This is a genomic window from Cohnella xylanilytica (assembly GCF_014212175.1).
GTDB lineage: Bacteria > Bacillota > Bacilli > Paenibacillales > Paenibacillaceae > Cohnella > Cohnella xylanilytica.
In genome coordinates, this window is the sequence record NZ_JACJVR010000030.1 from 1 (window position 1) to 25,111 (window position 25,111).

A 25,111-nucleotide genomic window follows, 5' to 3' on the forward strand; every position below is an offset into this window, starting at 1 on the left:
TTTTTTGTATGAAAAATCGTACACCATTCAATTGCTTTTGTGTTATTCGACGATGCTATTCGAAAAATCACACAAACGCCGTCAACGGTTTTTTTGATGGGCTGCCCATTGAATCTTTAACTTCCTAAGAAAGCCGCGTTGCCCCTTCTTGTGGTTAATCGATCGCAGGTAATGCATAAGCAAGCGGTACCTCTGTTCCTCTTCGCGGCTTAATTTATGGATTTCGTCGAGCATATCGGAATGCACGTCGGGCTGCATATCGTTCGATTCCACCTTGTCGATCCAATCTTTGTGGAGATCATTATAAATGACAAAACTCGACATAATCTGAACAATTCGGACTAGGCCGAGCCCTATAGGTTGCAATAGGTTGCAATAGGTTGCAAGCGCGAAAAGGACGGCGCCGAGATCGCTCTCGGGCCGTCCTTCGTCGTTGTGCTTATTGCGATACGGACTTGAACCACTCGTTGACTTCCTTGGTGATCTGATCGCCGCCGTTCGCCTTCCAGTTGGACACGAACGAATCGAACGCGTCGACCGGCAGCTTGCCGTAGATGATCTTGTTGAACGTCTCCAGCTCGGACTGGCGGAGCAGGTTCCACTTGGACACCATCGTCGGCGTGGCCGCGCCCGTGAAGTAGTTCTGCTTGCGAACGTCCATCTGCGACATGACGACCTTCGCGGCGGCCCAGTTCTCCGGCTTGCGGAATTGGTACAGCTGCTTCTCGTAAGGAGTCTCCGGCTGCGCGCCGTCCGCCAGCTTGACGAGGGTCTTCATGTACAGGTCCGGAATGCGCGCCGGTCCGGTGATGAACGGGAAGTCGTTGTTGAAGTCCTTGATCTTGGACTCCTCGCTCGTCGGCTGGCCGTCCACGATATCCCAGTCGTAGCCTTGGGCGAAGCCGTACTCGTACTTGCTGCCGGCGCTCGGGTTCGCCAGGTTGTCGAGCAGATAGTTGTAGTAAAGGATAAGGGCTTCGGGGTGCTTGGCGTTCTTGTTGACCATGAAGCTGCTGTTGACCCCGGAGTTCTGCCACTTCGTGCCGATCTTGCCGTCCGGCCCGGCCGGAACCGGATACGCCTTGTACTTCGCGCCCGGAACGTTCTTGATCAGGTCCGGAGCCGGCCAGTCCGGCACCCAGTTCGCGCCCGGCAGCACGCCCGCGTCGCCCTTGGTCCAGATCTCGGCGGACTTGCCTTCGTCCCACAGAGCGGCGTCCGGGTGAATGTAGCCCTTCTGCATCCACTCCTGCAGCTTCGCAAGCGCCTGCTTCGCGCCCGGATTGACGGAGCCGTACTCGAGGCTGCCGCTCGCGTCCTTGTTCCACTGCTCCTCGATCGTGCCGTAGGCGCCGAACAGCCAGTCGAGTCCGCCCATCCACGTGTTCGTGTTGTTCTTCAGCGAGACGGCGAGCGGATAGACGTCCTTCGGAGCGAGGCCGTCCGGGTTCTGGTTCTTGAATTTATCCATGATGTTCTCGAGATCCGCGATCGTCTTCGGAGCTTCCAGGTGAAGCTTCTCCATCCAATCCTCGCGCAGCCAGAGAACTGTGTCGTCGTTGTCGGTGTATTCGAGAATCGGCAGGTTCCAACGCTTGCCGTCCTTCGTGAACGGGTACCACAGCTCCGGGTGCTCGGCCGCGTGGTCCTTCCAGATTTGATTGGCGTACTTGTCGAACAGCTCGTCGATCGGCATAAATTCGCCGGAGTCGATCAGCTGGTTCGTCAGAACCGGATCGGTCGGCACCATGATGAAGTCGGGCAGCTTCTCGCCGGAAGTGAGGGCGAGCTGGAGCTGCTGCTTGTACTGGTCGCTGCCGGCCGGGAACCACGTGTCCTTGCTCAGCTTGATGCCGAGCGTCTCTTCCATCCACCGGGTGTGGACGTTGTTCTCCTTCGTATCGCCCTTCGTGTACGTCTTCGGCATGAGAATCGTGCTGATCTCGATCGGCGGGTCGTACTTGCCCTTCGCGAACGCCGCGTCCGCCGCCGACTGCTCGCCGGAGGCTCCGGCCGAAGCGCTGGCGCCCGAACCGCTCGCCGCCGGGCTCTGGGAGCCGTTGCCGTTGCCGCCGCCCGCGCAGCCCGCCAAGACGACGAACGACATCGCCGCCGGAAGAAGCCAGGACTTCTTGAGTTTGCTCATTTTGTCTATCCCCCAACGTTGTAAGGTGACTGCTTGTGTTAACTCTATCAAGGGTTCGGGGATGGCATCCATATGGCGATATTAGTTTTCGTAGGACTCTGTTAGGCTGTTCCCGGCGGGGGCGGCGGCGTTCAAGCTATTCGCTGCGCCGGCGCACAAGCCGGCGGCTCACCACCGGCTCATCATCGGCTCATCGCGGCCCGTCATCGGCCCGTCACCGGCCTTCCCGGTATTCCTGCGGCGTGACGTCGAACTGGCGCTTGAACACCTTGATGAAGTAGGCGGGATCCAGGTAGCCGATCTCGGCGCTGATCTCGTAGATCTTCTTGTCCGTCGTCCTCAGCAGGCGGCAGGCGCGGTCCATCCGGACGGCGGCCACGTAGTCGCTGATTCCTTCGCCCGTCTCGAGCTTGTAGATCTTCGACAGATGCGTCGGATGCAGGTTGACGTGATCGGCGAGCGCCCGAAGCGACACGTCGCGGTGCAGGTTGTTCTCCACGTACTCCTTGATTTTGGCGACATACTGCGACCGCGCGTCCCGGGCTTCGTGCGCCGTTCCCTCGCGCAGCTTGGCGAGCGCGCCCATGGACCACTTGCGCAGCCGGCCGATCGATGCGAAGGCCTCGCCGTTCTGCATCGGTTCCAGGTCCGGCCCGAGCAGCGCCGCCAGCGTCTGCCCGTTCCGGTGGGCCAAGTGCATAAAGGCGGACCCGATCGCGAAGCCGACCTCGAGGCAGTGCTCCCACGATTCGGAGCCCTTCTCTTCCAGCTCCGCGAACGCCGCGCCAAGCTTCTCCTCGGCCGCGTCCCAACGACCGGCCTCGAGCAGATGAAGAAGCGCCGGATGCCGGTGGATGACGTCCAGCGGCTCCTGCTCTTCGGCCGGCTCCGAGCCGTCGGCCTTGACGATGAATTCCCGCTCGTCCCCGACGATCCGCCGGAAGTAAGACGACGCCCGCCGGTACTGCTCCGCCAGCTGAGCCGGGAACTCGAACGGCTCCGTCAGGACGACCGACAGAGAGCCCTTCAGGAACTGCTTCACCTTCGCCTGCACCTGCATCGCCAGCTTCTCCAGCAGCATGTCCGGCCTGTCCACGGCAAGACCGCTCCTGAGCTGCAGCAGGAACGCCAAGTAGCCGTGCTCCTCCTTGACGCTCCACACCTCCATGAACTCGCGGAAAACCTCCTCCGCGATATTCGTAATCGCGTATTCGAGCAGATGCTGGCCGTTATGGCGGTACGGATCGAACTCGTCCTCCAGCCGGACGAGGACGAGCGCGCATTCCCCCTGGCGATGGGGGATGCCGTAGTTGTCCATCTTGCGCGCCCATTCCTCGGCCGGCATCCGCTCCCCGCGGAAGGCGCCGAGCAGCAGCTGCCCGCGCAGCAGCGGCAGGTTCTCGCGCAGCGCGAACTGCGTGCGCTCCAGCGAGCTCACGCTCTCCCACTCCTCGCGGAGCTGCCCGATCGCGGCCCGCACGGCGCCGAACAGCTCCTCGTCCGTCGGCGGCTTGAGCAGATAGTCGACCGCGTGGTTGCGGACGGCTTCCTTCGCGTATTCGAATTCGGCGTGGCCGGACAGCAGAATGCACTTGATCCGCCGGTCGTGCCTCCGAACCTTCTCGATCAGCTCGATTCCGGTCATCTCCGGCATGATAATGTCCGAGATGACGATGTCGACCGGATTCGCGTCGATGAGCTGCAGCGCTTCGCGCGCGGAATAGGCCCGGTGGACGTGCTCGATGCCGAGCGTATGCCAGGGCTTGTGCATGGACAGGTTGTCCACCCAATGGGCTTCGTCGTCTACGATTAACAGTTGCATAAGATGAGGGCTCCTCCTTGTCGCGATGATGCAGGGTCAACCGTTGCCGTTGCCAATTCCATTGCCGCTGCCGTTGCCATTGCCGTTTCCGCTGCCGTTGCCATTGCCGCCCGCCGCGTTCGCGAAGCCCGTCCCGGAGCCCCCGCGGGGAACCTCCCAGACGATCTCCGTCCGGAAGCCGCCGAGCGAAGACTTCGCGAAGAAGAGATACGACCGCTCTCCGTACAGGTGGAGAAGGCGCTGGTTCGTGTTCCACAGCCCGCAGCCCATGTCTTCCTGCAGGGGACCTTTCATTTTCTGATTGAGCCGCTCCTGCTTCTCCGCGTCCATGCCCGGGCCGTCGTCGTCGACGTAGATCCGGCAGAAGCCGTCCGCGATCTCTCCGCTGACACGAATCTCCCCGGACGAATAAGACTTGCCGACGCCGTGAATGACCGCGTTCTCGACGACGGGCTGCAGAAGCAGGCGGGGGACCTGCTGCCCCAGCATCTCTTCCGGGATGTCGATGGCGTACTGGATCCGTCCGTTGCGCAGCTTCTGGATGTCCAGGTAGTTGACGATCAGCTTGATCTCGTCGGCGAGGCTGGCGGTCGGCTTCTCCATGCGCGTGATATAGCGGTAGTACGAGCTGAGGTTGTAGCCCATCGTGACGACGGCTTCCTCGTCCTTCATCTGGGCCATGTTGATCATGTAGCCGAGACAGTTGTATAGAAAATGAGGGTTGATCTGAGCCTGAAGCTGCTTCATCGTCGCCTCCTGGGCCCGCAGCTTCTCGCTCAGGACGTTGCGGATCAGGCTCTCGATCTGACGGGACATGTCGTTGAACCGGTAGAACAGATAGGTGAACTCGTGGCTCGCCTTCGCGTCGATCCGGGCGGCGAAGTCGCCGCGCTGTACCTTCTGCAAGCCTCGAATGAGCTTGAGGATGGGGCGCTGGATGTCCCGGTAGAGCAGCACCGAGATGAAGGCTCCGATCGCGAACAGCAGCGCCAGCGACAGGTAGAACAGGTTCCGGGTGGACGAGATCGGACCCAGAATCCGGTCGAGCGGCACGAGGTCGACGAGATACCAGTCCAGCAGCGGCGACTTCACGAGGCTCACCAGGTAGCTCTGCCCTTGCAGCTCGACCGTGCTCTGCCTCGTATCCTCCACCGTCTGCGAGTCCAGATAGCGCTTCAGCTCGCGGGCGAGCTCCGGAGACGCGCTCCGGTTCAGGATCGGCTGCTCGCCGGGGGAGTAGAACAGGGGATCGCCTTGACCGCCTTCCTTGTACGTGTCCAGCATGTTCTGGATGTTGCCCGGCCCGAAGCTGGCCTGCACGACCAGATTGCTTCCCTTGAGCTCGTTCTGCTGCCCGAGCGCGTTCGTGTAGAACCAGCGGAAGGCTTTCCCCTCGTCTCCGGCGGCCGCTCCGTCCTCGTACGTCCACTTCCCGGACATATGCCGCTGAAGGTACTTCTCGTCGTATTCGATGTTCGTGCTGGAGTTCGAGATCGCTTCCTTGTGCAGCTGGGAATAGACCGTGAATTCGACGGGCCAGATGTTCACGATGCCGGACTGGAGCGCCAGCTTCTCCTGGATCGTGTAACGCGTCTGCATCCGGTCGTAGGGGTCGTCCCACAGGTTGAGGCCGTTGAACTTCTGGACGTTGGGGTCTCTGGCGAACGTGAACACGAAGTCCATCGTCTGGTTGATCCGCGAGTCGATCTGGCTGGACAGGAACGACAGCTGCTTGATGTTCGAATCTCGCAGCTCCTGGCCGATGACGCGGTTCGCGACCTGGTTGGAATAGGCGAACAAGAGGCCGATCGGAATGAACAGCAGCACGATCAGGCCCAGATATTTGGCGAACAGGCTCATTCTGACCGGCCGCCTCCTGCGATCCAATGCCACCCCGGTTCCTGCGAGCATACGATTCGTTCCCCCTTGATGAATGTCCCTAACAAAACCCTATCGATCCTAACAATGTCTTATAGTTCCGCGCCTCGGTTCGTTGCTACTATAGCTTAACAAGGGTTCGCCCGATTACAACCGACAAATCTATGGAGACGGGTGACAGTTTATGGAAGCAAACACGTCTAAGCGACTCAAGTTCACGGAGCGGCGGCGGGCGGAGAAGGGGCGCGGCTACAAGCAGCCGTGGTCGCTTCATCTCATGGTGCTGCCGGCGGCGCTGCTCGTGCTTGTATTCTCCTACGTTCCGATGGCGGGCATCATTATGGCGTTCCAGGATTACAAGGCCCGGCTCGGCTTCATTCATTCCCCCTTCGTGGGGTTGAAGCACTTCCAGTACATGTTCTCGAACGACTATTTTATGAAAATCACGCTGAACACCCTGATCTTCGCCTGCTCGAAGATCGTCCTCAACCTGATCGTGCCGTTCGCCTTCGCGCTGCTGCTGAACGAGGTCCGGAACATGGGGCTGAAGCGGTCGATCCAGACGCTCGTCTACTTGCCGCACTTCCTGTCCTGGGTGACGCTGTCCGGCATTCTGATCGACGTTCTGGGCCAGACCGGCATCGTCAACCAGTTCCTGTCGAACGTCTTCGGCATCCAGCCGATCTTCTTCCTCGGCGACGGCACCTGGTTCCGGCTGACGATCGTCGCGAGCGACGTCTGGAAGGAGTTCGGGTTCAACACGATCGTCTTCCTGGCGGCGCTCTCGGGCATCAACCCGGCGCTGTACGAGGCGGCAGAGGTCGACGGGGCGTCCCGCTGGAAGCAGACGGCGAGCATTACGATCCCGTCGCTGCTGCCGATGCTCATCGTCGTCGCGACGCTGGCCATGGGCAACGTGCTTAACGCGAACTTCGACCAGGTGTTCAACCTGTACAGCCCGATGATCTACCAGCAGGGCGACATCATCGACACGTTCGTCTACCGCGAAGGCCTGCTGAGCGGCCAGTTCAGCTTCGCGACCGCGGTCGGCCTGTTCAAGTCGGTCATCAGCCTGGTCCTGATCGTGTTCTCGTACCGGCTCGCTTACCGATTCGCCGGTTACCGGATCTTCTAGAGAGGGGGAAGCGCCATGTATCACAAAACGATCCCATACCGCGTGTTCACCGTCTTCAACAACGCGCTTCTGACGGTCATCGCGATTCTGTGCCTGCTGCCGATGTTCCACCTGCTCATGGTGTCCCTCAGCTCCAGCGCCGCCGCCAACGGCGGGCTCGTCACGTTCTGGCCGAAGGGCTTCACGTTCGAAGCGTACGCCAAGACGTTCGAGAACGCCCGGTTCCTTCAGTCGCTGTGGGTGTCCATCGAGCGGACGGTGCTCGGGACGGCGCTCGGCATGCTCGTCAACTCGATCGCGGCTTACGCGCTGTCCAAGGAGACGCGCGTGTTCCGCGCCCGCAACGTCTATCTGTGGTACTTCGTCGTCACGATGCTGTTCAGCGGCGGACTCATTCCGAGCTATATCCTCATTCTGAAGCTGAACCTGATCGACAACCTGCTGGCGCTTATCCTGCCGGGCACGGTGGCGGTGTACAACATCATCCTGATGCTCAACTTCTTCCGCACGGTGCCGAAGGAGCTGGAGGAAGCCGCGTTCATCGACGGCGCCGGCCATCTGCGAAGCTTCTTCTCGGTGTACCTGCCGGTGTCGCTGCCTTCGCTCGCCACGGTGGCGCTGTTCACGATGGTCGGGCACTGGAACGCGTACTTCGACGGGTTGATTTATATGAAGGACGCGGCCAAGCTTCCGCTCGCGAGCTTCATGCAGACGCTGATCGTGCAGGCGGACATGACGTCGTTCGACGCGGCGGCGATCGCCAATATGTCGCAGCGGACGATGCGGGCTTCGCAGATTTTCATCGGGGCGCTTCCGATTCTGATCATTTATCCGTTCCTTCAGCGGTATTTCGTCAAGGGGATCGTGATAGGCGCAGTAAAAGAGTAATTTGACTCGTAAATAAGCCCGCACGGTACGAATCGTTCTTCCGCTCGCTGTTGCCCCCGGATTCCTTGGATATGTAACCCCAGAAAAGGATGGAATCCGGCGGCCAAGGCGACCACTTCGTTGCTACAGAACGATTTCGCCTTTTTGCTCCTGTTAAACCGGCCCAAGACCTAAACCGACCCCTCCCCATCGCGCAATACACGCTAAACCGTTAAACAACAGCCCCCGGCCGCCGGGGGCTGTTTGGGCTGCGAGCAGCTTCATGCAAGATTCGCACCCCAGGCAACCCTGAATCGAGCGTACCCCGCGAACCCCGCGACCCCCATGAACCCAACGGACTCCACGGACCTAGCGAACTCCACGGAGCCGCGAACCTCACGAACCCAACGAAACCTGCGAATTCCCGGCCCCCCCTGAGAACCCCATCGGGGACGAAGCCCGCGCGAAGCCTACAAGGAGAGCCCTCGGTGTCGGCCGAGGGCTCTGGGCTATTTACTTGACGAGGCGGAACGGGAGAGAGACGTTGTCCCGGCTGTTCGCTCCGACGAACGCTACGAAGGCGCCCGCGTCGCTGGAATGCGACAGGTCGGAATGGTAGTAGCGCAGCTGCTCCTCGCGAAGCTCGAAGACGACGACCTGGCTCTCGCCCGGCTGCAGCTCGATCTGGCGGAACGCCTTCAGCTCCTTCACCGGGCGGACGACCTCGCCCGAGACGTCCCGCACGTAGAGCTGGACGGTCTCGATGCCGGCGACCGCTCCCGTATTGGTCACGCGCACCGAGACGGAGATCGGCTGCTCGGGCGTCATCGTCTCCGCGGACAGCTTGGCGTCCGCGTATTCGAAGGTCGCGTAGGAGAGTCCGAAGCCGAACGGCAGCAGCGGCTCGTTAGGGATGTCCAGATACTGCGAGACGTAGCGGACTTGCGCGTCCGGAGCGCCTTGCGGGCGGCCGGTGTTGAACGCGTTGTAGTAGACGGGCACCTGCCCGACGCTGAACGGGAACGACATCGTCAGGCGCCCGGACGGATTGGCGTCGCCGAACAGCAGGTCGGCGACGGCCAGGCCGCCTTCGGAGCCCGGGAACCAGGCCTCCAGCACGGCGTTCGCTTCATCGAACACGCCGTGCAGGTCGAGCGGCCGTCCGTTGAACAGGACGGCGACGACCGGCTTGCCCAGCGCATGGACGCGCCGGACAAGCTCGAGCTGCGCGCCCGGCAGGCGGATGTCCGCCCGGCAGCCGGCTTCGCCGCTCATGTCCGAGTGCTCGCCCAGCGCGAGCACGATGACGTCGGCGTCCCGAGCCGCGGCGGCCGCCTCCGTCCACTGCTCCTCCGCCCAGGTCTCGATGCCGCAGCCCTCGGCGACGGTCAGGCCCGCCGGCGCGCTAAGCTTGCCGCCGATCGCGTCCGCGAGCCGGACGACGGCGTCCTGCGAGCCGGTCCACGACCACGGCCCGAGCAGGTCGCCGCTGCGGGCGAACGGGCCGACGACCGCGATCCGCTGCGTCGGCTTCAGCGGCAGCACGCCGTCGTTCTTGAGCAGCACGCCGGACTTGCGCGCGATCTCTCTCGCGGCTGCGCGGTGCTCGTCGCAGAACACGATCTCCTTCTCGCGCTCGGGGTCCGCCGCGCGATACGGGTTGTCGAACAGCCCCAGCTTCTCCTTGAGCTGCAGAATGCGCATGACCGCTTCGTCGACGAGCGCCTCGTCCACTTCGCCGCTTCCGATAAGCTCGGCCAAATGGTGAGCGTAGCAGGCAGTCATCATCTCGATGTCGACGCCGGCCCGGATCGCCTTCAAGGCCGCTTCCGACTCGTCGGCCGCGATGCCGTGCGCGATCAGCTCCTTCACCGCGCCCCAGTCGGAGATGAGCACGCCGCCGAAGCCCCACTCCTCCCGCAGCAGCTGGCGCATAAGCGGAGCGTTGCCCGTGGCCGGGATGCCGTCGACCGTGTTGAACGACGTCATCACCATCTCGCAGCCTTCGTCGAGCGCCGCCTTGTAGGCGGGCAGGTAGAACTCGCGGAGCTGGCGGGGCGACATGTCCACGGTATTGTAATCGCGGCCGGCCTCCGCCGCGCCATAGGCGGCGAAGTGCTTCACGCAGGCGGCGACGCGGTCGGGATCCCCGGACAGGTCGGTCCCCTGGAAGCCGCGAACGAACGCCCGGGCGAACTCGGAATTCAAGTACGGGTCCTCGCCCGTCGATTCCATGACGCGCCCCCATCGCGGATCGCGCACAAGGTCGACCATCGGCGCGAACGTGACGTGGACGCCGGAGACGGACGCTTCCTTGGCGGCGATCTGCGCGCTCCGTTCCGCGAGCTCCGGGTTCCAGGAGCAGCCGATGGCGAGCGGGACGGGGAAGATCGTCTTGAACCCGTGCACGATGTCGGCCATCATGAGCAGCGGGATGCCGAGCCGGTTGCGCTCCAGATGCGTCCGTTGGACGCGGATCGTCTCCTGCGCGCCGGCCATGCCGAGCACGGATCCGGCGTTACGGACCGTCTCTTCCGTAATGCCGAGCGAGGCCATCGGGCCGGTAATCTGTCCCGCGTCGGTGGCGCCTTCGAAGAAGGGGACGGCGAGCTGGATGAGCTGCGCGATCTTCTCCTCCAGCGTCATCCGTTCGAGATAGACGTGAAGCGGAAGCTTCTCCCGCAAGGGAGAGGAGGTCGGTGTGGACATCGGATGATTACCTTCTTTCTGGTTGGCTGCGTTTTGTCGAAACGTTTCTACAGCGATTATAAATCCGCCGTCCGTAGGCGTCAAACGTCATTTTACAGTTGAATCCGGTACCGGAATGCATTAAAGTTAGAACAGTGAAAAGCGTCGGGGGCCCGGAACACCGCTCGATTCGGGTTTTCCGGCGCGAGGTTGAAACGTTTCGAAGCGATTGGAGGCGAACCGGTTCATGGTCAGCATCAAGGATATCGCCAAGAAGGCGGGCGTCTCCATCTCGACGGTCTCCTACGCGCTCAACGGCAGCGACCGGATCATGAAGGAGACGCGCGAGCGGATCTTGGCCATCGCGAACGAGATGGGCTACGTCCCCCACGGGGCGGCCCGGATGCTCAAGAAGCGGGAGTCCCGGCTCGTCGGCATGTACCTGACGGATTATTACGGGCATTTCTACGGGGATCTTCTCCAGGGGGTCAAGGAGGAGCTGGGCCGCCGAGACTACGATCTGGTCGTCTGCAGCGGGGCGAGGTCGCGCCGGATGATTCCGGAGAGAACGTTCGACGGGGCGATCATCCTCGACGCGAGGTTCCCGGACGAAGAGCTGCTCCAATACGCGGACCGGGGGCACAAGCTGGTCGTGCTGGACCGCGAGCTGCAGCATCCGAACGTGAACCTGGTGCTGCTCGACAACAAGGCGGGCGCGACGCTGGCCATCGAGCACTTGCTCGACCAAGGGCTCGATCGCATCCTTGTCGTCGGCGGCCCGGAAGGCTCCTACGACGCCCGCCAGCGCATGCGCGCCGTCCATCAGGCGGTCGAGCGGGAGCCCGGCGTCGTCTTCGAGGAGCTGCCGGGCGCCTTCGACAAGGCGTCGGGCTACGCGGCGGGAGAGCGGATCGCGTCGGCGTTCGAGAGCGGCGGGAAGCCCGTCGGCGTCTTCTGCCTGAACGACGATATGGCGATCGGGGTCATCGAGTATTTGGAGGAACGCACGTCGCTCGCCGTCGGGGAGCACGTGCATCTGATCGGCTTCGACAATATCGAGCTGTCGCGGTACATGCGCCCGAGGCTGGCCACCATCGACTATTCGATGCGCAAGTGGGGAGCGCTCGCCGCCGAGCAGATGGCGAAGATGATCCGCGGCGAACCGGTCGAGACCGAGAGGGTATACGTCCGGCTCGTCGAGGGGAACTCGGTGAAGCGGGTCGCAAGCGAACAATAACCGTCAGGGGGACAATCCATTGAGCACGCAGCAAATCGGAGTACCATTGGAAGGCTTCGCCGAGTTCAGCCGGGAGGTCGCCGCGGAAGGCGCGGTGCTGCTGAAGAACGAGGGACAAGTTCTTCCGCTTCGCGAGGGGGACCGGGTCGCGATCTTCGGCCGGATTCAAGTGAATTATTACCGCAGCGGCACCGGGTCGGGCGGCAGCGTCAACGTCGCGTACACGACGAATCTGCTGGGCGGCCTGCGGGCCAAGGCCAACGTCGCCGTCGACGAAGAGCTGGCGTCCGTCTACGAGCGGTGGATCGAAGAGAATCCGTTCGATAACGGAGGCGGCGGCTGGGCCGCGGAGCCTTGGAACCAGAAGGAGATGCCCCTGACCGACGAGCTGGCGGCGGCGGCCCGCGGCCGGTCGAACAAGGCGATCGTCGTCATCGGGCGCACGGCGGGCGAGGACCAGGACAACGCCGACGAGCCGGGAAGCTACCGGCTGACGGACGACGAGAAGGCGATGCTGAAGCGGGTAACTTCCCATTTCGAACAAACCGTCGTCGTGCTTAACGTCTCCAACATCATCGATATGAGCTGGCTGGAGGACGAGTACGTCCATCCGATCGCGGGCGTCGTCTACGCATGGCACGGCGGCATGGAAGGCGGCAACGCCATCGCCGACGTGCTGGCCGGGGACGTGACGCCGAGCGGCAAGCTGACCGACACGATCGCGTATTCCATCGACGACTATCCGTCGACCCGCAATTACGGCAACGAATTCGCCAACCTCTACCAAGAGGACATCTATGTCGGCTACCGCTACTTCGAGACGTTCCGTCCGGACCGCGTCCAGTTCGAATTCGGCTTCGGGCTGTCGTATACGTCGTTCGAAGTCGTGCCGGAAGAAGCGCGGATCGCGGCCGGTACCGGTATCGAAGCCGTCGTCTCCATCGACGCGACGGTCACGAACAAGGGAGCCGAGTACGCAGGCCAAGAGGTCGTGCAGGTCTACTATGAAGCGCCGCAAGGCAAGCTGGGCCGGCCGGCGAGAGTGCTGGCGGGCTTCGCGAAGACCCGCTTGCTCCGTCCGGGCGAGTCGCAGCGCGTGACGGTGAGCTTCCCGATCCGTTCCATGGCGGCCTACGACGACGCCGGCGCGACGGGACATCCTTCCGCTTACGTGCTGGAAGAGGGGACTTACCGTTTTTATGCGGGAACGAGCGTCAAGAAGCTGGCGGCGGTCCGCTTCGAGGGACAGGAAGGGTACGTCTTGAACGAGCTGCAAGTCGCGGAGCAGCTGCAGGAGGCGATGGCGCCGACGAAGAGCTTCGAGCGGATGAAGCCGGGAGCCCGGAACGCCGACGGCTCTTACGAGCTCGTCTACGAGCAGGTGCCGACGCGCAAGGTCTCGATGGCGGACCGCATCCGGAGCCACCTGCCTCCGACGCTGGAGCAGACCGGCGACCAGGGATACAAGCTGCGAGACGTGCGCGACGGGAAAATCGGACTGGACGCCTTCGTCGCTCAGCTCAGCGACGAGGACCTCGCCGCCATCGTCCGGGGCGAAGGCATGAGCAGCCCGCTCGTCACGCCGGGCACGGCATCCGCGTTCGGCGGAGTGAGCGATAGCCTGTTCCGGTACGGCATTCCGGTCGGCTGCACGTCCGACGGCCCGTCCGGCATCCGGATGGACAGCGGCGAGAAGGCGACCCAGGTGGCGATCGGCACGCTGCTCGCGGCCACGTGGAATCCGGAGCTCGTCGAGCGGCTGTACGTCCTGGAAGGCCGGGAGCTGGTGCGCAACAACATCGATACGCTGCTCGGCCCGGGCCTCAACATCCGGCGCAGCCCGCTGAACGGGCGCAACTTCGAATACTTTTCCGAGGATCCCCTCCTCTCCGGCGTCTTCGCGTCGGCTTGCGTCCGGGGCATCCGGGAAGGCGGCTCCTACGCCACGCTCAAGCACTTCGCCTGCAACAACCAGGAGAAGCACCGGACGAAGGTGGACGCCGTCGTCTCCGAGCGCGCGCTGCGGGAGATCTACCTGAAGGGCTTCGAGATCGCGGTGAAGGAGGGCGGGGCGAATTCGATCATGACCTCCTACAACCCGGTCAACGGGCATTGGGCGGCTTCGAATTACGACCTGAACACGACGATTCTTCGCGGGGAATGGGGCTTCGAGGGGATCGTCATGACCGACTGGTGGGCCGTCATGAACGATCCGGTCCAAGGCGGCGCCGCGGACCGCAAGAACACGAACGCCATGGTGCGCGCGCAGAACGACCTGTACATGGTCGTCACCAACTACGGCGCCGAGATCAACGCGTACGACGACAACACGATCGAATCGCTTGCGAACGGCACGCTGACGAGAGGCGAGCTGCAGCGTTCGGCGAAGAACATCTGCCGCTTCCTGCTGCAGGCGCCGGTGTTCTCCCGGAAGCAGGTCATCAGCGAGAACGTCGAGTCGTTCCCGGCGAACGCGGCGGCTCCGGCTTCGGTTGCGGCTTCGGTGCAGGCGCTGTCCTCCGATGCTCAGGTGAAGCCGGCCGTCGACGGATCGACTTGGTTCCAAGCCGATCAAGCCGGCGAGTACCGGATCATCGTGAACGTCATGTCCCCGGATACGGAGCTGGCGCAGAGCGCCTGCCACGTGACGCTGAACGGCCGCTCGATGACGACGGTGCAGACGAACGGGACGGAAGGCAGATGGGTACGGCAGAAGCTGGCGAAGATCAAGCTGGAGGAAGGCTTCTACGAGCTGAAGCTCGACTTCGTCAAGCCGGGCTTGCAGATCGATTGGATCGAGTTCAGACGGGTCTAAAAAAACGGAATGGAAGCGGAGCGGCCGTGGGGCTGCTCCGCTTTTTTACGCTGCGGATGTGCTACAATCGAATCGATAGAGTCATGGAAGCGAATTCATAGAGGCAGAGGGGAGAGGGATTCATGTCCGCGGGAATATTGGCTCATTTGCTCGGCAGGCAGCCCTATAAGGAATTGGCGGGGAAGGCGGCGGCCGCCGGATTCCCCTACGTTCAATTGGCGTTGTCCAAGGCGATCTCCGACGTCGACTTCTCGCTCGGCAGGCTCAGTCCGGGGCTCGCGCAGGAAGTCGGGGGCGCCTTCGCGGAACGCGGCGTGCGGATCGCGGTGCTCGGCTGCTACGCGAGCCTGATCGAGCTGGACGACGAAGCGTTCCGGCATAACGTCGATCGCTTCAAGGAGCATCTTCGCCATGCGCGGCATTTCGGAGCGCCGATCGTGGCGACCGAGGTTGGCGTCCCGGCGAATCCGTCGGACGCGGCCTTGCGCGCCAAGCACGCCGAGAGGCTGAACCGGGCGCTCGGGGAGCTGGTCGAGGAAGCCGAGCGCTGGGGCGTCGCCATCGGACTTGAGGCTGCCCAGCGGCATCTGATCGATTCGGCCGAGACGCTGGCGGAGACGATCGAACGGTTCCCGTCGTCGTGCGTCGGCGTCGTGCTCGATCCGTGCAATCTGATGAACGCGCCGAAGTTCGAGGACCAGAATCGCACGATCGAAGAGGCGTTCCGCCTGCTCGGGCCGCGCGTCGTCAGCGCGCACTCGAAGGATCTGCGCCGCCAGCCGGACGGCTCGCTCGCGGAGACGGCCTCCGGGCTCGGCGAGCTGAATTACCCGCTGTTCTGGCGGCTGCTCGCGCAGCACAAGCCGCACGGCTTCGTGACGCTGGAGGCCGTCACGGAGGAGCAGATGCCGGAGGCGGCGCGGTTCGTCCGCGAGGGCCGGGCGGCGGCGAGAGAAGGGACGGCGTCGCGCTAATCATCTATTGGCGTCGCGCAACCCCTCTCGTCCCAGCTCGCCAGCAGTTCGCGCAGTCGTTCTTGGGCAGTCGCCGCCTCATCCGGCAAGCGGAGGGACGACGACAGACGCTCCGCCTTCCGCGCCCACTCCTTCGCCAGCGCGATCTCGTCCATCGCGGCGGCGATGTCGGCGCGGAGGACGCTGGCTTGGAAGCGGAGCGCCGCCGAGGCCTCTTCGGACTTCGGCAGAACGGCATCCAGCACCCGGGCCGCCGCCGCGGGATCGTCCTTGGCGTACGTCAGCCGGTAGGCGGTGTCGAACGCCTGCGCCAGCCTGCCGGGCTCCGGGGCCGCGGGCGCTCCTCCTTGCGCGGCGGGCTTGGGAACGGCATGCTTTTGTCCGATCAACAGGCGGTTGCCGGCGGGGTCGACCAGGTTAAACCGGCGGTCCTCCGACAAGTCGTTGACCTTGCCGATCTTCGGGTAGCCCTTCGTCGGAACCTTGCGGCCGGCCTTGCGCAGACTGTCGCACAGGTCCCGGTAGACGGCGTCCACGTCCGGCACGCTGACGTAGCACATGCTGTACGAGTTGGCCGGCTCCAGCTGCTTGAGCACGAAGAAGTGCAGCTCCGCGATGGGATGGCGCACGCACGCGTACAGGTTCGGCTTGCTCTGCCGATAGGTGACTTCGAAGCCGAGCGCCTGGTAGAAATCCAATTGCTCGTCGATGGACCGGCAGGGGAGAATCGGGATCGCGGTTCCGATTCCGGTTCGAGGGTTGGGCATGCTCCGGCAGCCTCCTTGGGTTCGTATGGGGATCCACTTCAATTCCATCGTACAACATTCGTGCAAATGATAAGGTTCGAAGAAAGCGGCGCCCGGCAGGGCGTGTTGAATAGCGGATCGGTCGGATTCGCCGTCATGTGGTTTAAGGTTGGTCGTCAATGTTCCCGAACCGTGCAATCCAGGGGGTCCCGCAAGGGGCCTCTTTCTAATTGAAGGCGGGGGTGCCGCTCTTCAAGTCGAAAATCGTAGAAATCGCTCGAAAATAGGATAGGATTAGCGGGAGATTTAGCCTATAATGATTGGGATTCTTCTAATTTTTGGGGAGGACAAACGTAGATGGAAAATAGATGGCATGCCGGCTGGCCCGTCCGGCTGGCGGCAATAATGGCGTTCGGCATGGCTCTGCTGCTGGGCCTTCATCAGAAGGCGTACGCCTTCTCGGGAGAAGGGGAGGGAAACGCGGAATTCCCCTTTATCATCAAGACGGCCGCCCAGTTGAACGAGATGAGGAATAATCTGACCGCGGACTATCGGCTGGGGGCGGATATCGACCTGACCGCGGAGGGTTATACAAAATGGGATCCGATCGGTCCTTGGGGTACTGCTTTTGAAGGGACTCTCGACGGGGACGGGCATACGATCTCCAATCTGACCATTACAGGAACGGCCAACAACTTGGGGTTATTCGGCTACGTGTCGGACGCCGAGATTCGCAATCTCGGGCTCATCAACGTGAATGTCCAAGGGACTTCCTTCGTTGGGGGGCTGGTCGGCTATATGTTTGGATCGAAGATCGAGAATACCTACGTAACGGGCTTGGTGGCAGGAACGGACAATGTCGGAGGTTTAGCGGGATACGTTAGCGGAACCCCCGTCCGCTCCGGGCAAATCAACCATTCCTATGCGGCAGCTACGGTTAACGCCCTTACGGATTATGGCGGTCTTGTCGGGAAGTTCGAGGGTACGGTGGCAGCCGACTCTTCTTACTATGATAAGAACCGGACGGAAATTTCCGCCGTCGGAACCGGCAAGAGCACGACGGAGATGAAGCAGAGTGCGACCTTTGCGGGGTGGGATTTCTCCGAGGGAGGAGAGGGACATTGGGGCCTCTTCGAAAATAAGACGTATCCGGTGCATCGCGCAAGGTTCGACCGATTTTTGCTGGATCGACTGGAGGTGACGGAACCCGGAGGCGGTTCTGTGGAGTTGGACCCGGTATTCGCAGGGGACCGAACGGGCTATTCCGGTCGAGTGCGCAGCGTTGTGAGCGACTTGACGGTCTCGGCAACTCCGACGAACGTCGCAACCGGCGTATCCGTTAACGGAGGAGGCAGCTCGGAGACGGTCTCGCTGAATCCGGGACCGACCGCGGTGAGCATCGTCGTATCCACCACAGGTCTTTCGCTTCCGGGCACGGCGGACAATCCGTTCAAGGTTAATTATACTTTGACGATCGTTCGCAATGACGGCTCCGTTTCCATAACGGTTCCCGCGAATGGAACTTACAAAAGCGGAGACAAGCTGACGTTCATCGCAACTTACCAGGAAGACGCGAGCGTCACGGGAACGCCGCGGATTCCTCTTACGATCGGCACGAAGAAGGAATATGCGGTATATGTCGGCCAGCCTCCCGGGGATTTAAACCAGCTTATCTTCGAGTTGGCGATTCCCGAGGGAGCCGTGGATATGAACGGGATTACCCTAGGCTCGGCCATTGAGCTTCCGACCGGAGCCAGCGTCACCTTGTCCGGGCTCGACGCCCAGCTTGCCTTTGCCGCGCCGAGCACCACCTACATTCTAGTGGAGGCGGAGGCCCCGGTGATCGCCTTGACCCAATCGCCGGCCGCAGGTACGCCGACCGCCGGAGCGGTAACGATCACGGCATCGGTCAGCGACAATAGCGGTAGCGTCGCTCTGAAGAAGTGGGCGTTAGGATCCCGAACGGCAAGCTTCTTTAATGCCGGAGGCGGCACTGTTCTGAGCGGAGCAAGTTTCCAGGCGGCCGTGAATGGGACGTACACTGTGTACGCGCGGGATGGGATCGGGAACGAGACGGTGAAGGAGATCGTCATCTCGAACATCACTTCGAGCGCGCCATCGCTGACGCTGAGCGCTAGTCCGACAGGAAGCACGCGAGGACCGGTCACCGTGACGGCGACGACGACCGTGAAGGGGGAGGCTTCGGGCAACAGCCTGGAGAAGTTGGTCTGGCTGGCGGGAAGCCACGAGGCGGCGGACTTCGCAGGTGGAACGACTGGGACGGCATTCTGGCATCCGGCAAGTTCGAGGTAGCCGCGAACGGCACGTACACTGTATATGCGCTAGATGCAGTCGGGAACGAAGCGGTGAAGGAAATCGTCGTCACGAACATCGTGACGGACGCGCCTTCGTTGACGTTAAGCCATAGCCCGACGGGCAGCACGAGAGGCCCGGTCACCGTAACGGTGACGGCGACCGTGACGGGCTCGGATTCCGGCAACAGCCTGGAGAAGCTGGTCTGGCTGGCGGGCAGCCATGCGGCGGCGGACTTCGCAGGCGGAACGGCCGGGACGGACATTCTGGCGTCCGGCAAGTTCGAGGTAGCCGCGAACGGCACGTACACTGTATATGCGCTAGATGCAGTCGGGAACGAAGCGGTGAAGGAGATTGTCGTCACGAACATCGTGACGGACGCGCCTTCGTTGACGTTAAGCCATAGCCCGACGGGCAGCACGAGAGGCCCGGTCACCGTAACGGTGACGGCGGTCGTGACGGGTGCTGATTCCGGCAACAGCCTGGAGAAGCTGGTCTGGCTATCGGGCAGCCATACGGCGGCCGACTTCGCGGGCGGAACGGTCGGGACGGACATTCTGTCGTCCGGCAAGTTCGAGGCGTCCGCGAACGGGACGTATACCGTATATGCACGGGATGCAGCCGGGAACGAAGCTGTGAAGGAGATTGCGGTCACGAACATCGCGACGGACGCGCCTTCTCTGACGCTAAGCCACAGCCCGACGGGCAGCACGCGAGGCCCGGTCGTCGTTACGGCGACTGCGACTGTGACGGGCGCTGATTCCGGCAATAGCCTGGAGAAGCTGGTCTGGCTGGCGGGCAGCCATACGGCAGCGGACTTCGCAGGCGGAACGGCCGGGACGGACATTCTGGCATCCGGCAAGTTCGAGGCAACCGCGAACGGGACGTACACCGTGTATGCGCGGGATGCGGTCGGCAATGAGTCCGTGAAGGAGATCGCGATCACGAACATCGCGACCGACGCGCCTTCTCTGACGCTAAGCCACAGCCCGACGGGCAGCACGCGAGGCCCGGTCGTCGTATCGGTGACGGCGACCGTGACGGGCGCGGATTCCGGCAACAGTCTGGAGAAGCTGGTCTGGCTGGCGGGCAGCCATACGGCGGCGGACTTCGCGGGCGGAACGGCCGGGACGGACATTCTGGCATCCGGCAAGTTCGAGGCAACCGCGAACGGGACGTACACCGTGTATGCGCGGGATGCAGCCGGGAACGAAGCTGTGAAGGAGATTGCGGTCACGAACATCGCGACGGACGCGCCTTCTCTGACGCTAAGCCACAGCCCGACGGGCAGCACGAGAGGCCCGGTCACCGTAACGGTGACGGCGACCGTGACGGGCGCGGATTCCGGCAACAGTCTGGAGAAGCTGGTCTGGCTGGCGGGCAGCCATACGGCGGCGGACTTCGCGGGCGGAACGGCCGGGACGGACATTCTGGCATCCGGCAAGTTCGAGGCAACCGCGAACGGGACGTACACCGTATATGCGCGGGATGCGGTCGGCAATGAGTCCGTGAAGGAGATCGCGATCACGAACATCGCGACAGACGCGCCTTCTCTGACGCTAAGCCACAGCCCGACGGGCAGCACGAGAGGCCCGGTCATCGTTACGGCAACTGCGACCGTGACGGGTCCGGATTCCGGCAACAGTCTGGAGAAGTTGGCCTGGCTGGCGGGCAGCCATACGGCGGCGGATTTCGCGGGCGGAACGGCCGGAACGGACATTACGGCGTCCGCCAAGTTCGAGGCAGCCAAAAACGGGACGTATACCGTGTATGCGCGGGACGCAGTCGGCAATGAGTCCGTGAAGGAGATCGCGATTACGAACATTCGCGTATCCTCGCCTTCCGCTCCCGTCTCCGAGCCGGCGCCTTCCTTCACGATTGCCTTAGGTCCGGACGGCGGGGTTCTCTTGCGAATCGCCCCCTCCATGATCGAGAAGGAGACGAGGAAGGACGGCACCGTTCTGGAGAAGGTCGCTTTGAAGGAAGAAGCGATGAATCAAGTGCTGGAGCTGTTGAAGACAGCGGCCAAGACTGTCGTCACGGTAGAGATCAACGATTCGGAAGATTCCGTGAGCGTGCGGTTCCCGGCTTCCTCCCTGTCGGAAGCGGCGGCGGGCTACCCGGAAGCGGTGTTCGTGACGAAGCTGAACGGATCCTCCTATCATTTGCGGACGAAGGCCCTCCCTCTCGACGATCTGGCCCGGGAGATGGGCGTTGAGCTGAAGGATCTGAACGTGGTCGTAGAGATGGCCAAGGTCGCGGGCGAAGCGGCGGAGCCGTTGAAGCAGGCGGCCGGCCTCCAGGGCGCGAAGCTGATCGGCCATGCCATCGACTTCCAGGTGACGGCGTCGGCGGGCGATCGGACGACGGAGCTTCGGAGTGTCGACGGAAGCTACTCGGTTCGCTCGATCGTGCTGAGCGGGGATTCGACATCCTCCCTATTAACGGCGGTATGGTTCGACCCGGAGGCGCGGAGATTCCAATTCGTTCCGGGGACCATCGCCGCAAGGAGCGACGGCAAGCGGGAGATGACGATTCGCGTTCCGCATAACAGCATCTACGCGGTCGTGGAACCGGGAGCCAGGACGTTCGCAGACTTGAACGGGCATTGGGCCGCGGGAGCCGTGGAACGGTTGGCTTCCAGGCTGATCGTCACGGGCGTATCGGAAGACCGGTTCGCTCCGAACGACGGCATCACCCGCGCCGAATTCACCGCGCTGCTCGTTCGCTCGCTAGGGCTTGCGACCGGAGAAGCGGCGACCGGCTCCCGATTCGCGGATGTCGGCGTCCGCGATTGGTACGCGCAGGCCGTGGAGGCGGCCGTGAAGGCCGGGCTCGTGCAAGGAGTCGAGGCCGACCGGTTCGCTCCGAACGAGCGAATCACCCGCGAGCAAATGGCGGTCATGATCGGCCAAGCCCTTCGGTTGTCCGGAGCGACGGTGCCTGCCGCGGACGAGAGCCGGACGCTGGCGGACTTCGCCGATGCCGGATCGATCTCCGCTTGGGCGAGGTCTTCCGTCGCCGAGTCCGTGGCCGCGGGAATTATGAACGGCTATCCCGACCGCACGGCGGCGCCGAAGGACTTCGCGACCCGGGCGCAGGCGGTTATGATGCTGCAAGGATTTATGAGGTACGCGGGCTTAATCGACTAAATAAAACGGCGGTGCCGGGATCGAATCCCCGCACCGCCATTTCCTTTATTCCGACTGCAAGATGACGAGAGCGTTGCTGATGAGCCGGCCCGGCTTCGTCACGTACTGGCCGTTGTAATACAGGCCGCTGGAGGCGCCGCCGTCCAGGTTCATCGCCTGCAGGGCGCCGGCCTGCTTCATGATCTGCGCCATCTGGGGAATCGTCGCGCCGGACACCGTCGCCAGAATGAGCTTGTGGTCCTTCGTGACGCCGACCGCGCTCCGGGCGCCGCCCCCCGTCAGAATCTTCGGGTCCCGGAAGCCTTCGGTCTTCACGTCGACCGCTACCTTGCCGTCCCGGACGAGCCGAGGTCCGGCCTGAAGCGCGCCCTCGATGCCGCCCTGCTCGAACCGCTCGGCGAAGTCCAATCCGTCCACAAACTCGACGTTGTTATTCTCGTCGAACGCCAGAACCGTCCGGTTCTCGCCGGGCGCGGTCCAGACGATTTTCCCCCCGGTCGCGATATACCCGTACGGGTTCTTCACGGAAGAATCCGTATAGGCGTCGAAGAAGGTGCCGTTCATCGCGGCGACCGCGCCGGCGCGCTTGGCGATGCCCTTCAGCTCCTCCGTGCCGCCGACCTTGCCGCGCGCGAGCGCGACCGACAGGTCGACGCCCGGAGCGAGCAGCGAGACCGTCAGCAGCTCCGCCTTGATCGTTCGCGAACCGACGCGGAACGACCGGGACTCGCGCTTGAACGCCGTCTGGCTCGCCGGGCGCGTGCCTACCTCGACGGCGGGGAGCGTCACGACGCGATCCGCCTGCCGCAGCTGGACCGCGGCGAGCGACGAATTCCACTTGGCGTCGAGCCCGAGCGCCTCGGTCACGACCCGAAGCGGCACGTAGGTGACGCCTCCCTCCGAGAACGGCGCCGCGGCCAGCTCCAGCTTCTTCCCGTTCGCGTCCGCGCTCTTGCGGCCGACCGTCAGCGTCACCTTGGAGTCGCCTTTGACGATCGTCACCCGCTTCGCGGCGCTGTCCCATTGAACGGCAGCTCCGCTCTGTTCGCTGAAGAACCGGATCGGCACGAACGTCTGTCCGGCCTCCTGGTCCACGTATCCGTACATTTTGTCGTTCGTCTTGGCCGCCGCTCCGGCCGAGGAAGCCGCCGTCATCGTCAGCGCGACCGCCATGGCGGCCGCCCGCCATGCTGTTTGCATTTTCATTCCGTCTATGCCCCTTCTTCCATGAATTCCCTTATTATATCGACAGCCGCGTTCGATTCATGAAGGGAGAAGGGAGAGCCAACGGGAACTCCGGAGCGGAAGGAGAGGAGGGATTCGCCGGGGCGCCGTTGAATACCTTTTATTGTCTATTTATTGCAATTAGGAACAGGGGGTCGGGAAGCATGGGCAAACGATTCGCCGAGATGCTGCCGGAGCACGAGGCATTCATTCGCAAGCAGCATATCTTCTTCGTCGGAACCGCGCCGTTATCGGGCGAAGGGCACGTCAATCTGTCGCCGAAGGGGTACGATTCGCTGAGAATTCTGTCCAAGAACCGCGTAGCGTATCTAGACTTGACCGGAAGCGGCAACGAGACGAGCGCGCACCTCAAGGAGAACGGAAGAATCACCTTGATGTTCTGCGCCTTCGAAGGGCCGCCGAATATCTTGCGCCTGTACGGCGCGGGAACGGTCGCGCTCCCGGGGACGCCGGAGTGGGACGAACTGTCCCCGCTCTTCAGTTTGTTGCCGGGAGCGAGGCAGATCGTCTCGGTCGACGTGCATCTGGTGCAGACCTCATGCGGCTTCGCCGTGCCCTTCATGTCGTTCGAGAAGGAGCGCGATACGCTGGAGCGGTGGGCGGTACAGAAGGGCGAGGAGGGGCTTGACCAATATTGGCGGGAGAAAAACAGGGTAAGCCTGGACGGCTTGCCGACCCCGCTGGGCCAGCGCTTGACGTAGTCTTGCCGCGTTCGCCCCCGCGAGCCGCATATCCTCGGGATTCTCTAGCGTCGCGCCGAGGGAGCCTTCCGGTCAGGCCGGAAGAGGGGGGAACGCCACCTTGAAGACCGTCCCGCGGGAGCCCGTCTCCACGTCGATGACGGCGCGGTGGCGCTGGGCGATGTCGTAGCAGATCGCCAGCCCCACCCCCGTGCCGTTCGACTTGGTCGTGAGGAACGGCGTGCCGAGCTTCTCGACGATCTCCCGGGGAATGCCGGGGCCTTGGTCGGCCACGGTAATTCCGACGGAACGGGAGGTCTGGAAGGTCTCGACCCGCACGCTGCCTCCCGCGGGCGTCGCTTCCATCGCATTGCGGACGAGATTCAGAATGAGCTGCTTGATCTCCTTGGAATACAGCAGAATATCGCCCACCGGGTTGCGGCGGATGTACAGCTTCTTCCGAGAGAGGAACGCGTCGTTCTCCAGCAGGGGGGACAGGCGGTCGATCACGTTTACCAGATTGCCCCGGACGAGCTGCTTCTCCTGAACCTTGGTCAGCGACAGGAAGTCGGAGATGATATCGTTCGCCCGGTTTAGCTCCTCCACCAGCATATCGAGAACCTGCTTGTCCTCCGCATACTTCTCCTTGGCCCTCATCACCTGAAGGAATCCCTTGACGGTTGTAAGCGGATTCCGAACCTCGTGGCTGATGCCGGTAGCCAGATGGGACACGTGCTTCAGTCGGTCCAGCTTCTCGATCTCGACCCGAAGCTGAACCTGCTCGCTCCGGCTGCGCCTCTCCTCGAGCACGTAGCTGGTAATGTCCTCGGAGATGGACACCGCCCCGACGACTCGGCCGTCCGCGCCCCAGATCGGCTTGCTGTTCCAGATCGCGATCCGGCGAACGCCGTCCGGCCACTCGAGTTCGACGATCTGCCGGTTCTCCTGGGCTTCGGCGACGGCCCGCTGAAGGGACAATTCGCTCGCGGCCAGCTCGCGGCCGTGTTCGTCGTAAGCCCGGACGTTCGGCTTGACGTCGGCCGACATGGAGAAGTTCTCGCCGACGTTAATGCGAAGGAATTCCGAAGCCGTCGGATTGTGCATAATCCTCTTGCATTCGGGATCGAGAGCTACCGACACCCCGCCGGGGATCAGGAATAACAGCGGAATCAAGTCCTTCAATTGCCGTTCGTTCAGGATCAAGGGGATTTCGGATAGAACCTTCATAACTCAGTCCTTTCCTCGGCGAGTCAAGATGATAGGGGAAAGGCCAAAATAGAAGCGGTCCGCTTCTATTCTGGCCAGCGACGAAGACGACGGAGGAGCAGACCAAACGAGATCTATCGGCAAAAATATCCATTATTATTTTGATCTTTCTATGGGTCTTTTTATCCTGAATTACGAAAGCCTATA

At 62.6% G+C, this 25,111-nt stretch carries 15 protein-coding genes; 8 read left to right on the plus strand and 7 right to left on the minus strand.

Annotation, left to right across the window (positions count from 1 at the left end; translation table 11 throughout):
• Positions 1 to 439: 439 nt before the first annotated feature.
• The 3 genes from H7B90_RS08595 to H7B90_RS08605 all read right to left on the minus strand — a co-directional run bounded on the left by H7B90_RS08595 (position 440) and on the right by H7B90_RS08605 (position 5,828).
• Entirely contained in the window at positions 440 to 2,146 is a 1,707-nt protein-coding gene (locus H7B90_RS08595) for an extracellular solute-binding protein (protein WP_185135453.1), read from the minus strand.
• A gap of 214 nt (positions 2,147 to 2,360) precedes the next feature.
• Positions 2,361 to 3,968: a response regulator gene (locus H7B90_RS08600; RefSeq protein ID WP_185135454.1), complete on the minus strand. Its 1,608-nt coding sequence runs from the start codon at positions 3,966 to 3,968 to the stop codon at positions 2,361 to 2,363.
• Between the two features lie 36 nt (positions 3,969 to 4,004).
• Positions 4,005 to 5,828, minus strand: coding sequence for a cache domain-containing sensor histidine kinase (locus H7B90_RS08605; protein ID WP_246578903.1), 1,824 nt, complete (start codon positions 5,826 to 5,828; stop codon positions 4,005 to 4,007).
• Positions 5,829 to 6,030: 202 nt separating this feature from the next.
• Here H7B90_RS08605 and H7B90_RS08610 point away from each other — a divergent pair, with 202 nt between their 5' ends.
• A complete protein-coding gene (locus H7B90_RS08610) occupies positions 6,031 to 6,981 on the plus strand; it encodes an ABC transporter permease (protein ID WP_185135456.1) in 951 nt (316 codons plus the stop codon).
• A 15-nt stretch (positions 6,982 to 6,996) separates the two neighbouring features.
• Positions 6,997 to 7,869: a carbohydrate ABC transporter permease gene (locus tag H7B90_RS08615; protein WP_185135457.1), complete on the plus strand. Its 873-nt coding sequence runs from the start codon at positions 6,997 to 6,999 to the stop codon at positions 7,867 to 7,869.
• 492 nt (positions 7,870 to 8,361) lie between these two features.
• Here H7B90_RS08615 and bglX read toward each other — a convergent pair whose 3' ends face one another.
• Positions 8,362 to 10,557, minus strand: a complete 2,196-nt coding sequence (gene bglX / locus H7B90_RS08620) for a beta-glucosidase BglX (protein WP_185135458.1) — start codon at positions 10,555 to 10,557, stop codon at positions 8,362 to 8,364.
• A 226-nt stretch (positions 10,558 to 10,783) separates the two neighbouring features.
• On the opposite strand from bglX, the gene H7B90_RS08625 reads away from it, so the two are divergent.
• The 3 genes from H7B90_RS08625 to H7B90_RS08635 all read left to right on the plus strand — a co-directional run bounded on the left by H7B90_RS08625 (position 10,784) and on the right by H7B90_RS08635 (position 15,562).
• Positions 10,784 to 11,773 carry a LacI family DNA-binding transcriptional regulator gene (locus H7B90_RS08625; protein ID WP_185135459.1) on the plus strand — a complete coding sequence of 330 codons (990 nt, stop codon included), beginning with the start codon at positions 10,784 to 10,786 and terminating at the stop codon, positions 11,771 to 11,773.
• Positions 11,774 to 11,792: 19 nt separating this feature from the next.
• Positions 11,793 to 14,588 carry a glycoside hydrolase family 3 C-terminal domain-containing protein gene (locus H7B90_RS08630; RefSeq protein ID WP_185135460.1) on the plus strand — a complete coding sequence of 932 codons (2,796 nt, stop codon included), beginning with the start codon at positions 11,793 to 11,795 and terminating at the stop codon, positions 14,586 to 14,588.
• A 122-nt stretch (positions 14,589 to 14,710) separates the two neighbouring features.
• A complete protein-coding gene (locus H7B90_RS08635) occupies positions 14,711 to 15,562 on the plus strand; it encodes a sugar phosphate isomerase/epimerase family protein (RefSeq protein ID WP_185135461.1) in 852 nt (283 codons plus the stop codon).
• Here H7B90_RS08635 and H7B90_RS08640 read toward each other — a convergent pair.
• Entirely contained in the window at positions 15,559 to 16,329 is a 771-nt protein-coding gene (locus tag H7B90_RS08640; RefSeq protein ID WP_185135462.1) for a bleomycin resistance protein, read from the minus strand. The genes H7B90_RS08635 and H7B90_RS08640 overlap by 4 nt on opposite strands.
• 336 nt (positions 16,330 to 16,665) lie before the next feature.
• Between H7B90_RS08640 and H7B90_RS08645 the strand changes: the two genes are divergently transcribed.
• Both H7B90_RS08645 and H7B90_RS33350 read left to right on the plus strand, forming a co-directional pair.
• Positions 16,666 to 18,621: a cadherin-like beta sandwich domain-containing protein gene (locus tag H7B90_RS08645; protein ID WP_185135463.1), complete on the plus strand. Its 1,956-nt coding sequence runs from the start codon at positions 16,666 to 16,668 to the stop codon at positions 18,619 to 18,621.
• Positions 18,622 to 18,674: 53 nt separating this feature from the next.
• Positions 18,675 to 21,773 (plus strand): S-layer homology domain-containing protein, encoded by a 3,099-nt coding sequence (locus H7B90_RS33350; protein WP_185135464.1) that lies wholly within the window; start codon positions 18,675 to 18,677, stop codon positions 21,771 to 21,773.
• Between the two features lie 45 nt (positions 21,774 to 21,818).
• On the opposite strand, the gene H7B90_RS08655 is transcribed toward H7B90_RS33350, so the two are convergent.
• Complete coding sequence (locus tag H7B90_RS08655) at positions 21,819 to 22,979, minus strand: phosphodiester glycosidase family protein (protein WP_260410874.1); 1,161 nt, start codon at positions 22,977 to 22,979, stop codon at positions 21,819 to 21,821.
• Between the two features lie 182 nt (positions 22,980 to 23,161).
• On the opposite strand from H7B90_RS08655, the gene H7B90_RS08660 reads away from it, so the two are divergent.
• Positions 23,162 to 23,719, plus strand: coding sequence for a pyridoxamine 5'-phosphate oxidase family protein (locus H7B90_RS08660; RefSeq protein ID WP_185135465.1), 558 nt, complete (start codon positions 23,162 to 23,164; stop codon positions 23,717 to 23,719).
• A gap of 72 nt (positions 23,720 to 23,791) precedes the next feature.
• Here the strand turns inward: H7B90_RS08660 and H7B90_RS08665 are convergent, their stop codons facing one another.
• A complete protein-coding gene (locus H7B90_RS08665) occupies positions 23,792 to 24,925 on the minus strand; it encodes an ATP-binding protein (protein ID WP_185135466.1) in 1,134 nt (377 codons plus the stop codon).
• Positions 24,926 to 25,111: the final 186 nt, after the last annotated feature.

Bases quoted from the DNA above. Each gene is read 5' to 3' on its own strand.
- H7B90_RS08660 (WP_185135465.1), top strand. From the start codon at position 23,162: ATGGGCAAACGATTCGCCGAGATGCTGCCGGAGCACGAGGCATTCATT.
- H7B90_RS08610 (WP_185135456.1), top strand. From the start codon at position 6,031: ATGGAAGCAAACACGTCTAAGCGACTCAAGTTCACGGAGCGGCGGCGG.
- H7B90_RS08665 (WP_185135466.1), bottom strand. From the start codon at position 24,925: ATGAAGGTTCTATCCGAAATCCCCTTGATCCTGAACGAACGGCAATTG.
- H7B90_RS08625 (WP_185135459.1), top strand. From the start codon at position 10,784: ATGGTCAGCATCAAGGATATCGCCAAGAAGGCGGGCGTCTCCATCTCG.
- H7B90_RS08595 (WP_185135453.1), bottom strand. From the start codon at position 2,146: ATGAGCAAACTCAAGAAGTCCTGGCTTCTTCCGGCGGCGATGTCGTTC.
- H7B90_RS08615 (WP_185135457.1), top strand. From the start codon at position 6,997: ATGTATCACAAAACGATCCCATACCGCGTGTTCACCGTCTTCAACAAC.
- H7B90_RS08600 (WP_185135454.1), bottom strand. From the start codon at position 3,968: ATGCAACTGTTAATCGTAGACGACGAAGCCCATTGGGTGGACAACCTG.
- H7B90_RS08605 (WP_246578903.1), bottom strand. From the start codon at position 5,828: ATGAGCCTGTTCGCCAAATATCTGGGCCTGATCGTGCTGCTGTTCATT.
- bglX (WP_185135458.1), bottom strand. From the start codon at position 10,557: ATGTCCACACCGACCTCCTCTCCCTTGCGGGAGAAGCTTCCGCTTCAC.
- H7B90_RS08645 (WP_185135463.1), top strand. From the start codon at position 16,666: ATGGAAAATAGATGGCATGCCGGCTGGCCCGTCCGGCTGGCGGCAATA.
- H7B90_RS08640 (WP_185135462.1), bottom strand. From the start codon at position 16,329: ATGCCCAACCCTCGAACCGGAATCGGAACCGCGATCCCGATTCTCCCC.
- H7B90_RS08655 (WP_260410874.1), bottom strand. From the start codon at position 22,979: ATGAAAATGCAAACAGCATGGCGGGCGGCCGCCATGGCGGTCGCGCTG.
- H7B90_RS08635 (WP_185135461.1), top strand. From the start codon at position 14,711: ATGTCCGCGGGAATATTGGCTCATTTGCTCGGCAGGCAGCCCTATAAG.